This is a genomic window from Enterococcus sp. AZ015, assembly GCF_050499225.1.
GTDB lineage: Bacteria > Bacillota > Bacilli > Lactobacillales > Enterococcaceae > Enterococcus_D > Enterococcus_D entomosocium.
Genome location: NZ_JBMHEX010000001.1, coordinates 218036 through 231380, shown reverse-complemented (window position 1 = coordinate 231380; position 13345 = coordinate 218036). Strand labels below are relative to the sequence as shown.

General features: G+C 45.6%; 11 protein-coding genes. 1 reads left to right on the top strand and 10 read right to left on the bottom strand.

The window, feature by feature from the left end:
- Positions 1-49: 49 nt before the first annotated feature.
- The gene (locus IGK85_RS01075; protein ID WP_008376431.1) at positions 50-1012 is read right to left on the bottom strand and encodes a PTS mannose/fructose/sorbose transporter subunit IIAB; all 963 of its coding nucleotides are present in this window, start codon (positions 1010-1012) and stop codon (positions 50-52) included.
- 190 nt (positions 1013-1202) lie between these two features.
- Between IGK85_RS01075 and IGK85_RS01070 the strand changes: the two genes are divergently transcribed.
- Positions 1203-1910, top strand: coding sequence for a GntR family transcriptional regulator (locus IGK85_RS01070; protein ID WP_008376433.1), 708 nt, complete (start codon positions 1203-1205; stop codon positions 1908-1910).
- A 24-nt stretch (positions 1911-1934) separates the two neighbouring features.
- Here the strand turns inward: IGK85_RS01070 and IGK85_RS01065 are convergent, their stop codons facing one another.
- The 9 genes from IGK85_RS01065 to IGK85_RS01025 all read right to left on the bottom strand — a co-directional run bounded on the left by IGK85_RS01065 (position 1935) and on the right by IGK85_RS01025 (position 13325).
- Positions 1935-3710, bottom strand: coding sequence for a glycoside hydrolase family 35 protein (locus tag IGK85_RS01065; protein ID WP_008376436.1), 1776 nt, complete (start codon positions 3708-3710; stop codon positions 1935-1937).
- A 13-nt stretch (positions 3711-3723) separates the two neighbouring features.
- Entirely contained in the window at positions 3724-4887 is a 1164-nt protein-coding gene (locus tag IGK85_RS01060; RefSeq protein WP_008376438.1) for a glycoside hydrolase family 88 protein, read from the bottom strand.
- Positions 4888-5036: 149 nt separating this feature from the next.
- On the bottom strand, positions 5037-5864 hold the full coding sequence (locus IGK85_RS01055; protein WP_008376442.1) for a DUF7402 domain-containing protein: 828 nt from the start codon (positions 5862-5864) through the stop codon (positions 5037-5039).
- Positions 5839-7605: a DUF2264 domain-containing protein gene (locus IGK85_RS01050; RefSeq protein ID WP_008376444.1), complete on the bottom strand. Its 1767-nt coding sequence runs from the start codon at positions 7603-7605 to the stop codon at positions 5839-5841. Before IGK85_RS01050 ends, IGK85_RS01055 begins: the two co-directional genes overlap by 26 nt.
- A gap of 417 nt (positions 7606-8022) precedes the next feature.
- On the bottom strand, positions 8023-9018 hold the full coding sequence (gene lacD / locus IGK85_RS01045; RefSeq protein WP_008376446.1) for a tagatose-bisphosphate aldolase: 996 nt from the start codon (positions 9016-9018) through the stop codon (positions 8023-8025).
- 185 nt (positions 9019-9203) lie between these two features.
- Positions 9204-10373, bottom strand: a complete 1170-nt coding sequence (locus IGK85_RS01040; protein ID WP_008376448.1) for an SIS domain-containing protein — start codon at positions 10371-10373, stop codon at positions 9204-9206.
- 178 nt (positions 10374-10551) lie between these two features.
- The gene (locus IGK85_RS01035; protein WP_005232618.1) at positions 10552-11286 is read right to left on the bottom strand and encodes a GntR family transcriptional regulator; all 735 of its coding nucleotides are present in this window, start codon (positions 11284-11286) and stop codon (positions 10552-10554) included.
- 214 nt (positions 11287-11500) lie between these two features.
- The gene (locus IGK85_RS01030; RefSeq protein ID WP_008376454.1) at positions 11501-12529 is read right to left on the bottom strand and encodes a PTS system mannose/fructose/sorbose family transporter subunit IID; all 1029 of its coding nucleotides are present in this window, start codon (positions 12527-12529) and stop codon (positions 11501-11503) included.
- A complete protein-coding gene (locus tag IGK85_RS01025) occupies positions 12519-13325 on the bottom strand; it encodes a PTS mannose/fructose/sorbose/N-acetylgalactosamine transporter subunit IIC (protein WP_429972126.1) in 807 nt (268 codons plus the stop codon). Before IGK85_RS01025 ends, IGK85_RS01030 begins: the two co-directional genes overlap by 11 nt.
- Positions 13326-13345: the final 20 nt, after the last annotated feature.

Sequence of the window (13345 nt, the reverse complement as noted above, 5' to 3'; positions counted from 1 at the left end):
TTGACAAATCTTCCGCTACATATTCTCCTCGATTCAATCCCTGCCTGGTTTATCCTCGTAATTTCTTCATAAAGTCGATCGATGGTTCATTGGGAACAAGCTGTGCCGTGACGGTGATGCCTTTTTCGGCGATCGCTTCAAAGATCGGCTCTTCTTCTGGCATCACTTGAATACTTTTGGTTATTTCCCGTGCACCATCTTTGTAGCTCATGTTGCCGACGTTGATCGCTTTGATCGGTCCATCTGCTTCAATATAACGCAAAACATCTTGGGGATTTTTGAAAAGCAAAAACAACCGTTGTTTTCCATAACGACCGGCACGAATATTTTTGGCTGCCGTTGCCACTGGAAGGACGGAAAGTCGCATTGAAGTTGGCGCTGCCATTCGTAAAGAAGATTTTTGTAATGGGTCTGCGGCAGCTTCATCATTGGCTACGATGATCCGTTGCGTGTTTAAACTGGTGGACCAGATACCGGCGACTTGTCCATGGATCAAGCGCTCATCGATCCGACTATTGACGATATTTTCTTGCCCAGCATACGCACTGTAATCCCCTAATTCTTCTTGCTTTTCTTCTAACATCTCTTGTTCTGCTTGGTTCATCCCTGCTTTGACATCAACGATGTTTTCTTTGGCTAAGCAAAGCAGCTCTTTGATCGTCGCTCGTTGATTGACGACTGCCTCGATCACTACGGACAATGTCATTCCAGCGAAGATCGCCACTTCGTCATCCTCTAAATAATTCTTGACTGCAACGTTGCACGGGGTTCCTCCTAATAAATCCGCAATAATCAATGTTGGACCGTTAAGGGCTTTCATTTTCTCGTTCAATTCTTTCTCAAATTGTAGATTGTCACTATCTGGTCGTAATGAAACGGTGTGAACGTTTGCTTGCTGGCCTACGATCATCTCGAGACTACTTTTGACCCCTTCTGCCATGCCGCCATGACTGATCAATACAATGTTTTCCACTAATTTCCCTCCTACTCCGCAGGTCGCCCTACTTAACATGTTATGTTCCTTGTAAGCATACTATACCACATGGCAAGCCATTCGTAAACCTAATATCTTAACATATTGAATTTTATTTTTCAGACCTGTATAGACTGGAAAACAACGAATTTTCTACACTAATTAAGTGGCAGGAAAGGATTTAACATGTTATGCTTGATGTATTCATATGGAATGGAGGGAAACCACTGTGTTGCCAAAGTATGAGCAGATCAAGCAAGATCTTTTACAAGAAATCAAAGACCATAAATTCATTCCCGGTGATAAGTTTTATTCAGAGGCAGATATCAAGCGGATGTATTCTGTTAGTTCGATCACGGCAGTCAAAGCGTTGAATGAATTGACGAGTGCTGGCTATCTGTATCGCATCCAAGGCAAAGGGACCTTTGTTTCAAAAGCAAAAGTATCTCAGAGTGTGAAGTTTTCCGACATTGAGCTGCATTCACTGGACCAAGAAAAGGTCAAGGTCCTTGCGGTGGAAGAAGGAAATGCCCCAGAGATTTTGAAAGAATTAGGATTGGCTGCCAGTGCTTCCTACTACCGAATCAAACGAGTCCGCTATTTTGGCGACGTTCCTTTCTTGGTTCACATCACTCATTTGCCGAAGAAGCTGATGAAAGAACCGATCGCCAAAAACCTCAACCAATATGCTAGTGTTTATGAGCGGGTCCGAAAAGACTTTGCGATCGACCTTTTCTCATTGGCTTCTGTTGAAACCAACGAAATCGTCTTTCCTGATGACGCTGAATTGTTGAACTTATTGCAACTGAGCTTCCGAGAGCCTGCGGTCAAACAAGTCAAGCACTCCTATTTGGCAGATGGAAGTGTCGCTGAATACATCGTCAGCTACAAGCACTGGAAATATTTCAAAACAAAAATAGAAGTAGAGCCCGCGTAAATTTGGGTCTCTACTTCTATTTTTTTATTCTACGACAGGTTGATCACAGAAAACGAGTTCCTTGATCTCAACGCCATCGGTTTCAAATACCACGACTTCGTTGCTGCCTTTTTTCAAAAATTCTTTCGGACAGTATAAGGAATGCACGGGGCCACGTTGCCAATAGCGACCAAGATTGATGCCATTGACGATAACGACGCCTTTCCCATACCCACGGCAATCGATAAACGTATCTCCTACCTCTGTCAGCGTGAAGGTCGTTTGATAAAAGGAGGGGTGTGTCGGATTTTTTCCTGCTTGATAATCGATGGCTTGTAGCTGCTCTGCGGAAAGCGTCAATGGGTAATGACGATAGCCTTGATGGAAATGAATATCTTGCATGATGCCCCCACGGATACCTTTGGCTTGTGTAGGCCCATTCAATTTAAACCCGTAGTTCACGCGCCCTAAGTTTTCTACTAAGACATCTAGCTCGATGGTTTCTTTATCTGGTGTCCCTTGGATCAACAGCTCCTCACCTAGCGTTTCTTGGTATTGGATCGCCTGTAATTGGCCGTCGGTAAAAATATGCAACCGATCGCTAGCTTCTACCACTTTTAATTTGTTTTCTCGATGATAGTTTTTTAACTGAACCGAATAGAGCAAATAGCCGTAGCCTGTGCTGGCCGCTTCCATTGTTAGAGGATACATGCTTTCTTGTGGTGCCATCAGCTGATCTTTGATAGCCAATAATGAGACACTGTTTTCGATGGGAAAGGTTCCTAATGCCGCTAATTGCTTGGTCCGTGGTTTGGCTTGCCACACTTCGGGACAGGCTTCTTTTATGGCTTTTTGTACCTGATAGTATTTGTCGGTAGGTTCTCCTGCTTCTGTCAGTAAAGCATCGTAATCATAGCTGGACACTTGTGGTAGATCCAGCGCTCCCCGAGCGGAACAGCCATTGTAAAAGCCAAAGTTCGTGCCTCCATGGAACATGTAGAGATTCAAGGAGCCGACCGCTAACATCTCTTTGACTTCATTAGCTAAGTCTTGACCGTCTCGCTTAATGATTGGCTCGCCCCAGCGGTTGAACCAGCCATCCCAATATTCCATGCACATGATGGGCCAATTTTTGCCATGTTTTGCCATAAACTCTTTCATCACAGCCGCATTTTCCTTGGAACGACTGCCGAAATTGCCTGTGACAAAGATGTCGTCTTCAATCAATGTCCCAGCGTCCAGTACTTCTTCCCATGCCCCATCTGAGGTAAACAAGGGTACATCGATGCCGTATTCTTCCATCAACTCCTTGGTCTGGCGCAAATACGCTTTTTCCATTCCATAAGAGCCGTACTCATTTTCCACCTGCATCATGATCACTGGTCCCCCATGGGTGATCTGCAACGGCACAAGCTTTGGCAACAAGACCTGGAAATAGTTGCGCACCTTTGCCATGAAGCGTGGGTCGGTTGAGCGCAACCGCATCGGTTCATTTAACAGCCAAGCTGGCAACCCACCAAATTCCCATTCAGCACAAATGTAGACGGAAGGTCGCAAAATGACCATCAAGCCAATCGTTTGGGCTTGCTTTACAAAAGCACAGATGTCTTTCATCCCCTCAAAGTCGTAGACTCCTTCACGAGGTTCGTGGAGATTCCAAGGAATGTAGGTCTCAACTGTGTTGGCTCCCAGTGCTTTTAGATTGTAGAGGCTATCTGTCCATTGCACCGGTGTCATGCGGAAATAGTGGATCGCTCCGCTGATCAATTTGATTGGTTTTCCATCTAACAAAAAATCTTCTTTTATCTCAAACGTTCGCATGTCGTCTTCCCCTTTACCAGTATCTTTGCCAATCAGGCAATGCCAATCGGATCAATCCTTCTAAATAGAAATAATCACCCCAAAGATTGGGCTCATCGATGCCTTTGCCTTCCGCATGAGCATACACACCATGCAGCAATAAGCCTTCATTTTCTGGCACTTGGCTCGCTGCATACTGCTCGCCTAATTGGTAAAGCATTCCTTTAGCGATTTTTTGGGCATCGGGATATGCCCCCATTTTCTCTGCTTCCAACAAGCCACAAGCCGCAATCGCTAAAGCAGAGCTGTCTTTTTCAGCAGGATGTTGGTCGTTAAAATCAAAGTCCCAATACGGTACCAAATCTGCTGGCAAATGAGCCAAAAACACCTCCACGATCTGCGGATAATTTTCTGGAAAAGGCTGACTATGCAGGTAGCTTTCATTCAAAGGAAGCCCTAAAATCGCCCAGCTCTGCCCTCGTGCCCAAATCGATTGGTCGCTATTTCCTTGATGCGTCGCACCGTGACTTGGCTGCCCCGTCTCAGGATCGAAATAATACGTATGAAAGGTGGTGGCGTCATTCTTAATGACGGTCTTTCGGACTGTCTGATAATGCTTACTCGCAACCTCTGCGTAGCGAGGCTCTCCCGACAATTGAGTTGCTGCAAATAAAAGCGGCAAGTTCAGTAGCGAATCAATAATCAAGCGGTATTCTTGTGGGTCGCCATAAGCGCCCCAAGCTTGAATAAATTCCCCCTTTTCTTGAAACCGTGCCAACAAAACATCTGCTGCTTGAATGACTTCTTGCTTGCAGTGTTCATCGCCAGTGATCTTGTAGCCCGCACCGGCAGATAAGCTATATAAAAAACCAATATCATGATGATCTAATACAAAATGGTCGTCTAAACGCGTTTGAAAACTGTCGATATTTGCCATAGCTCGATCAAGAAAGTTCTTTTCCTTGGTCCACTCATAGGCGAGCCACAACATACCGGTCCAAAAGCCATTGGTCCAATCATCGTTGCCTTTCAGCCGATATTTGCCATTGGTGGCACAGGCTGAAGGAAATTGTGTGCCAAAGCGCTGACTATTTTTTTCGATCTGTTGGATGCACGCGGTGATTTTATCCGCTACCCACACATCGGTCACTTTTTCTCCTAACAGGATCAAGCGTTGTTTGTTCTCTTGCAGACGCATGTTTACCCTCTCCTTAACTTGTTAACATATTAACTGAAATCATTATAACGTAAACACAAAAAAAAAGCGACCTTCCTTCCTTGATTCCTAAAAAAGAGCATGACAACTGCCCACAAATGCAGACCTGTCATGCTCTTGTCCTCTTTTTTTTAACAGTTCCAACCAAATACTTCGATTTGTGTAAGAGCTGGAAACGGGGAATCATCCTCTGCTTTTTGCAGCTCTTTATAGGTCAGCTTAGTCGTTTCTTTTTTCGGAAAACGAACTTCTTGAAAAGACGCCGTATTTGTCGTTTCCACCACCAGCTCTTCTCCATCAGCAAAGACCAAGGTCCCTTTGGTCCAATAGCTATCATGGGGATAATCTGCCCGCAATAGGAAGCGAACCCGATCAATCAAGACGGGACGACCAAACTCAATGGTCAATGCAGCATCGGCTTGCTGATTGATGCCCCAAGAAGCAAACGGATACGACCCGTGGGATCGGTTGCCATATTTTCCATCAATCGCATTCTTAGCAAAAAAGACGGAATCATCTCGCGTTTCCACATTCGCTGAAGCATGAGGATACGCCCCTGTCGCTGACTTTTGATCATGGGCATTGAAGGATAAATTTTGATAATTCGTGATCTCAAACGCATGGGCTTTGCGCACCATCAGGTGATGGCGCTGCGAGGTAAAGGCCGTTTCCACCGAGGACTTTCGAGCGGATTCCGTCCAAGGAATCTGATACTCCCAAGTGGATTGGGAAAGATAGATCAGTGATGGTGCTAAGGTTTCATCAAGCTGAAGGACATAATACGGATTTTCCCCCGTCACCTCAATAACGATCTTATCTCCTTCCTCATAGGGATAGTTTTTAATGGCTAATACGGCCAAATCATCATCAGAAACTTGAAATGGCGCGGGTTCTTTTTCATGGTCGATGCGACCGACGATCACCTGGTCCTGCTTATTTTTTATTGCTAGCGTAATCATTTGGATCGATCCTTTCTTTTTCTACGATACCACCGACTAAACAAATCAAACGGTGCTTCCCGGGCGGAATATGTTGTGCTAAGTATGGAAAACTGGTTCTTGGAAAAAAGACGGAGGTATTGGCTTCTGGCTGAACAATACTGGCTTGTTGATAGCCTTCGATGTTGATGATTTGAGAACAAAAGCCTTCTTCACTGACTCGACTCCAGGTCGGTCCTGTTTGGGCCTGAGGCAACCGTCCAGTCAGCGGTACACTAAACCCGCCCTCACGAAGATCCAACGAAATCGTCGTCGTCAACTCGTGCACGCGCACATGCCACTGACCAAAGGGATAAATCTCAGTTTCAATCACTACCTCCTCAAAGGGTGCCCATTGGTAAAAGACCCCTTTTTCCGTCACTCGATAATCCATGACTGTGCCCTTCGTGCGAAAATAGCTGCCATCTCGAGCAATAGCTAATGTGCTATCGAAGGCGCCTTCGGCATACGTGACGCCAGCTTTCGGCACACTGAAACCAAGTTTGCTCGAATAGACGAATTTGCTGTATTTTGCTTGAGCATGGGCTTGCTGTTCAAGCATCAAGCCTGCAGGATACCCCAACAGATGATGGCTTTTTTCATTGTGCACCAGCAACATATTGCCTTTTTCAATCCGTTTTTGCGGCTCTCTTTTGATCGGCTCAGGTTCAGCCCGCCAAAAAGGATGCGTTTCTGCGACCGCTAAAAGCAAAAAGGTCTTCAGCCCCCAATAAGGCGAGCCTGGTGCATTATACCCTTCTGCCATTACATGATTTTCATAGTGGTACCCGATGGACAAGCGACCATCGAAAGTGAAAATCTCCTGCGCCATCCAATTGCGCAAGTGTTTCGCCAGTAGTCCTCGCACCTGTCCCCATGGGATCGCTTCGACATCTGCGAAAACCAGCGCCGAGAAAAAAGCACCTTGCGCAAACCGATAGGTCAGGCTGCGGCCATAGGGCAAGGCTTCGCCGTCTTCATCAAAATAATAGATGAAATCTTGGGCAAATCGGGTGGCTCGTTCTTTAAAACGCTGTGCCCATTCTGGGTCTTCGTCTTGCATAAATGTAGCGTAAATCAAGCCATAATAATGAAACGCAAAAGGAATATAGTAATCTCGCTGCGTCGTTTTCCCATCTACGTACCAACCATCGCCAATGTACATGGAATCGATCAATGCCAACTCTTGGGACAATGCTTCTTTTGCCAACGGTTCCCCACAGTGAAACAGGGCAACGCGAATCAACACTTTGAAGAATGTCCAGTTGTTCTTAGGAATCTTGCACTCAAGTGCTTGGGATAGCCAAGCCACTAGCTTTCGCTGGTTCTTCTGCGGCAACGCTGTCCAAAAAGCATCCTTTTGCAATAAAAGAGTCAATGACAATGCGGCTGCTTCCACGATGTATTGATCATAATCCGTGATCCTTCCCCAGTAAAATGCGTGTTCAGGATCTGTCCCCGCGATCACTTTTTCCACATAAGCTACTCGTAACGGATCATCTGAGCAAATCCTCCAATAAGGCGCCAGCCCCCACAAAGGACGCACAAGCGCTTCCATTTCAGCCCGTGTTCGGTCATACACGGCCCCACTGCTACCTAGATTCAATCCTGGATGGTCATCTGCCAAGATCGCTTCTCGCAAAGGAGCGATCATGTCTTCCACTGCCCGCTGATAATCCAGACGCGTCAAAAACGTATTCTCTTTGATTGCCATTTGCTTCATACGCCATCTCCTTCTGTCAATTTACAGAACAGAATAGCAAGCCACGACTTTTTTATCAAGCGATTTTCTACTGGCAATACTTCTGAAAAATGAGAAAAGCTTTTGAGGGATTTTTGACTTAACCTGTTAACAAATCTTTTGGGATTGATTTTCTTGCCTTCATTTTCTTTTAACTAGCAAAGTTAACTTAGTCTATATGAAAAAATTATGATAAATCATCCGTAGTGCCATGACTTTTTTTCATAATTTTTTTGCTAACCTTTTTTTGTCTAAATGAGGTCAGCATCCGTTATACTATCAACCTTTTTTCACTAGAAAAAGACACCTTAAAGCCTTAAGTCAGAAGCCTGCACTTCTTCTCAAAAGCCCTTAAGATGTCTGATCATTGGCCATTTCTCTTGTCAAACAGCGAAAAAACTATTCTTCGACCGTGACTTTGTCCCACCAAGAAGTGGCGGTCTTTTGGATCACTTCATTCAAGTCTTCGATGTGCTGTTTTCCGGTACTTGCTAGCCATTCTTTGGCAGCTTCTATTCCTTGTTTTACAAAGGGATCAACACCGTCTTTCCACGTTGCCCGGCCGCACAAGACGCCATTGAAGGTTGAACCGGCTTCTTTGGCAAAAACCAGTGTTTCTTGGAATAAGCTGGCTGATACGCCTGCACTGAGAAAAATAAACGGCAGATGCGTCGCATCGCTTTGCGCTTTGAAATACGCTGCGGCTTCTTCCTTGGTATGCACGGCTTCTTCCTTGGCAAAATCTGCCACATAATTCATGTTGACTGGTACTTCCACCTTTAACACATCGACTTTGTACTGTGGTTTTGAAAATTCCTTCATCAATCCGATGACTTTTTCTGGTTTGCGTTGCGCATATGCTTTTGAGTCGACTTCAGGCAACTTAGCATCATAGGAAAGAACTTCTAAAAAGAAGGGCAGATCAGCGGCTTGGCATTCGCTGCCGAGTCGTTCCACAAAGACGTGTTTCAACTGATTGATCTGGGCATCTTCATCTACATCATAATAAAGCAAAAATTTGATGGCATCGGCGCCTGCTGCTTTTAATCGCTCAACTGACCATTCCCCTAATAAATCAGGCAAACGTCCCGGCGTAGTCGCATCATAGCCGGTTTTTTCATACGCCAGCAAAAGCCCCGCCTCTGGATCACGACTTTGCGCAGCTGCCAACCCATATTCTGGATCTAGTAAAATGGAAGACGCGTAAGGGGTCAATTCTTGTGAGACTAGCTTTTTAAACTGGCTGATTTTTTCTGCATCAGCCTCCACGCCAAGTGCTGCCATCATTTTTTTCAAGGCACCTCGTTGGTCGATCGCTAAAGCTGCGATCACTCCTTCTTTCGTTGACAGGCGATCCATCGCTGCTTTTTTGGCTTTCGTTACGGTTGCTTTCATTAAAATTCCTCCTTTTTTGTCCATGCCAAAGAATCAACCGCTTTCACTTTTTTCAGCGTTGGCGAAACGGTTGTCAGCACGTATAAAAATGTCTATTGATGAAGCCGTTCGACTGATTGACCACCGCACGTATCGACTTCGTACACGAAAAGATACGTGCTCGTGGTGGGCTTTCTCAGTCATCGTTAGTTGTTATACGGATGAATCGTCACGCCTTTGACCACCCGATTGACGGTACGTGTTGGCGAAGGAGTATCCGGTGTATTACCGACTTTGATCGATGCCAGCAGTGCGATCGTTTGTGCAAAGACAATGTCTGCTAAGGCTAGATAACCGTCTGGCAATGATGTGTCATCTGGAAAGAAAAAGTTTGTTCCTGAGAAATTCACAGCGGCCGGCTGTCCGATAGCAGTCACTGCGGCGGCGATGCCATCACTCTTTAATTCTTCCAACATATCAAGATCATACTGCCGCGTGTAGGGCGTATTGCTGACAAAGACAAAGACGAGGGTTTGATCATCTACGAATGATTTCGGTCCATGACGGAAGCCCATCGAAGAATCGAACACGGTGGCGATTTTTCCCGCAGTCAGTTCCAATACTTTTAGCTGTGCTTCCCTGGTCAACCCCGACAACGTGCCTGAACCAAGGTAAACGATTCGCTTAAAGGAACGGTCCGTCAGTACTTGGAGTTCTGTTTCTCTGTCGATCACTTCTTGCCCCAACCGGCTAAGGGTTTCAACATAATGCCCTTTTTCCGCCAGAGGCGTCTGGTCAAAAATCAGCAGTGCCGAAAGGGCCATGCAAGAAAAGCTTCCCGTCATCGCAAATCCAGCATCATTTGACCTCTCAGGCATCAATAACAGATAACTCGCTTCATCAGCGGCAGCTTGTTGTGCCAAAGATCCGTCGGCTGCACAAGTGATCGTCAAATGATAGCTGTCCGCAACGAATTGATCGACGATTTTGACCGCTGCTAAACTTTCTGGTGAATTGCCACTTCTAGCAAAAGAAACGAGCAGTGTTGGCTCATCCGCAAATAAAACTTGTTCTGGAGCAGCGACAATATCCGTCGTAGCAATACTTTCAAAAAGATAATCCACCGTTGCGCCGTTCTTATTCAAGTAAGGAACGATCGTATCTCCAACATATTGCGATGTCCCCGCTCCCGTGAAGACCACGCGGATTCGCTTGTCCGTCTTTTGCTTGATAGTACGTAAGAAAGCCGCGATCGCCTCTTGCTTTTCTTGATAGATCGTCAAGGTTTCTTGCCACAGTTCTGGCTGTTGTTTGATTTCTCTTGTTGTAATCTCCGCACCTAATTCTGCTAATTCCTTTGTTGACAGTTGAAACATCTTTCTTCCTCCTAGCTGCTGGTTTTCCAGTATGTATTCCCATTGACGGTACGAGGAGCGTTGTCTTGGATGAATACTTAGCGATCACCCAAAGGGCAAACTTCCTCGACCTCACTGGTTTTGAATACACACCTTTTCTTTGCTCGAGCGGATCATTTCAGACTGTCTAGGAAATGCGCTACTCGTCGTTACGCAAGTGGCGGACTTTGTATCTAAATTGGTCTGCTCGAGCAACACTCAAGGTGTATTCGATCACTTCATTTTCAATATTGAACGTGCTGCGTACCAGGTTCAACACCGGCGCACCTTCGTGGATTTTTAGCAATGCCGCATCCTTCGCACTGGCAATGCTGGCAAAAAATTCTTCGTCCGCTAGGCGGATCACTTGATGAAAATCTTCATGGAAGATATCGTACAATGGTTTTTGCTCGATCATCTCACTCGTTAAATTCATGAAGCGCTTGACGGGCAGATAAGAACGCTCGATCATCATCGGTTGGCCATCAGCAAGACGCAATCGTTTTAACTTGTAGATCGGCTCGCCAATGGAAACTTGCAACTGAGTGGCAAAATATTTTGTCGCTTCCATTTTTTTGAATGCCAATACTCTAGTTTCTGGTTGTTTCCCTAGTGCTTTCATCTGTTCGGTAAAACTATACGAACCTGATAAATTGGTTGCCTGCTTGCGGATCTCCGAGACAAAGGTGCCTTTGCCATGTTGGCGATAAATATAGCCTAATTTTTCTAACTCCTGTAGAGCCAAGCGAACGGTGGTCCGACTTAACCCGTAGCGCTTTGACAGTTCTCTTTCTGAGGGAAGCATCGTGTCTGCTTCCATTTCATTTTCGATTTTTTCAATCAGTAAATTTAACAATTGATCGTATAATGGTTGTCGATTTTTATTGATATTCATAAGCCCCTCCAAACTGGTTACTACCACATAACGAGTGTACTATTTCCCGATAGGCGTGTCAAACAATCGTCTACAGGGGCTCTGTTTCCTGAACTTGCATCTCTTCACGCAGGAAAATGAACCAATTGCCAGCACGAGCTAAGCTGAAAAGTCAGCTTTTGCTTGCTTAGCAAAACTCCTCCTACGGTTTGCGCCGTTTCTTCTGCTAGCTTGCTTATTGCGGCCAAATGGATGGATACAGACCAAAGCCAGAACCGATCAAGCCGATCACTAGCAGCAAAGCGATACATTTCAACGGCGTCCAGCCGCGTTTTGATAAGAAGAAATACAGCATCAGTGTGATGGTCAATGGAATCACTTGCGGCAAGATCCCATCGAGGATTTTTTGAATATCGATCGTCACAGGCACTTCGTTGACTTTGTTAAACGTCAATTCATATTTGCCGTTAGCCAATTCGTTGACCGCCGCATTTTCTTGCAGTGTGTCGGTCAATTGTCCATTCTCATCCGTGGTATACAGCATGTCTTCGTAAGCGGCAATGGCTGCTTGATCATCCACGATCGTCGTCGCTTGTGTCACTTCATTGGTAGTACCGTTAGGGATCTGAATATCCAAAGACGTCGCCCCATACACGCAGGTCAAGGAACCGACAACAAAAATCCCTAAAATACTCGCTGCTCGGGTGAACTCTTTGGCATTTTCCGTTAAGATCCCAATCGCATCTGTCCCTAAACGATAGGACCAATGCATCAAGAAGAACCGTAAACCAAATTGGGCCGCATTGAATACCAGTAAGAAAATAAACGGTGCAGCGATGTTGCCGTTGATCGCCATATTGGCTGTGATACCAGCTGTTATCGGTACCAGAGTGAACCAGAATAACGCGTCACCGATCCCGCCTAGCGGTCCCATCGCGGCGACTCGCACTGCCCGAATCATGGGAATATCGGCTTTGTTTTGTTCCATCGATAGAATGATCCCCATCACAAAGTTCACGAGGAATGGATGAGTATTGAAAAACTCTAGGTTATGGCTCATTGAAGCAGCCAAGTCCTTTTCATTTTTGTGGATCTTTTTCAATCCCGGTAAAATACTGAATAACCAGCCTCCTGCTTGCATTCGCTCATAGTTGAAAGAGGCTTGTAGAAATAAGGAACGCCAGACCATATTGTTCAAGGTCTTTTTATCCAGTTGTTCTGCGGGCGCTTGTTCGCTATAAGAATCGGGAATATTATATGCCATCTTCATCGCCTCCGAAATCATAGGTATTGGCTGTTGCTACTTTAAATTTGGACTGGATTTGATAATCCCAAAAGGCTAATGCAAAACCGATAAAGGCTAGAATGATCAAGGCTGGTCCTTGCAAGGAAGGTGCCGCCATTACGATCGTGGCTAAACCAAACCCCATAAAGAAGAAGCCCCACATTTCTTTGGAAACCATCACTTTTAGTAAAATCGCAAAACCGACATACCGCATCATGCCCCCAGCTGCGCCGAGCCCACCCATCAACCATTGAGGGATCGCTGCGACCGCCTGATTCCCGAAGGCAACACCGCCGATAAAGAATAAGACCACAATCAAGCCGAAGATCGTTCCAAGACCCACCATCGCTAAATAATTGATCCGGTCAATGCCCTTCGTATTGGCATCATGGGCGTAGCTGTCAGCTTTTGACATCACTGGCGACATTAGTGAGAAGATAATCGTCACCCCATATTGCCCCAGCAAAGAAAACGGAATCGCCGTAGCGACGGCCACTGTCGGTTCCAGCTGCAGCGTGATCGCTAAGATTGCTGCCATAATTCCGCCAATCACCGCATTTGGCGGTTGCGCGCCGCCCACCGGCATATTGCCGATCGTCATTAACTGATAGGTTCCGCCAACGATCAAGCCGGTTTGAAGATCTCCAAGAATAAGTCCGATAACCATCCCAGTAACAATGGGCTGGTACAATGATTCTAAAAAACTAAATTGATCGATTGCGGCAATGAATGTAACTATGAAGACTAAAATGATTTGAAAAATCGTGTAATCCATTTTCTTTCTCCTTCCTTATC

Coding starts and splice junctions, on each gene's coding strand:
- IGK85_RS01075 (WP_008376431.1), bottom strand. CDS start 1,012: ATGTTAAGTAGGGCGACCTGCGGAGTAGGAGGGAAATTAGTGGAAAAC.
- IGK85_RS01065 (WP_008376436.1), bottom strand. CDS start 3,710: ATGCGAACGTTTGAGATAAAAGAAGATTTTTTGTTAGATGGAAAACCA.
- IGK85_RS01060 (WP_008376438.1), bottom strand. CDS start 4,887: ATGCGTCTGCAAGAGAACAAACAACGCTTGATCCTGTTAGGAGAAAAA.
- IGK85_RS01055 (WP_008376442.1), bottom strand. CDS start 5,864: ATGATTACGCTAGCAATAAAAAATAAGCAGGACCAGGTGATCGTCGGT.
- IGK85_RS01050 (WP_008376444.1), bottom strand. CDS start 7,605: ATGAAGCAAATGGCAATCAAAGAGAATACGTTTTTGACGCGTCTGGAT.
- lacD (WP_008376446.1), bottom strand. CDS start 9,018: ATGAAAGCAACCGTAACGAAAGCCAAAAAAGCAGCGATGGATCGCCTG.
- IGK85_RS01040 (WP_008376448.1), bottom strand. CDS start 10,373: ATGTTTCAACTGTCAACAAAGGAATTAGCAGAATTAGGTGCGGAGATT.
- IGK85_RS01035 (WP_005232618.1), bottom strand. CDS start 11,286: ATGAATATCAATAAAAATCGACAACCATTATACGATCAATTGTTAAAT.
- IGK85_RS01030 (WP_008376454.1), bottom strand. CDS start 12,529: ATGGCATATAATATTCCCGATTCTTATAGCGAACAAGCGCCCGCAGAA.
- IGK85_RS01025 (WP_429972126.1), bottom strand. CDS start 13,325: ATGGATTACACGATTTTTCAAATCATTTTAGTCTTCATAGTTACATTC.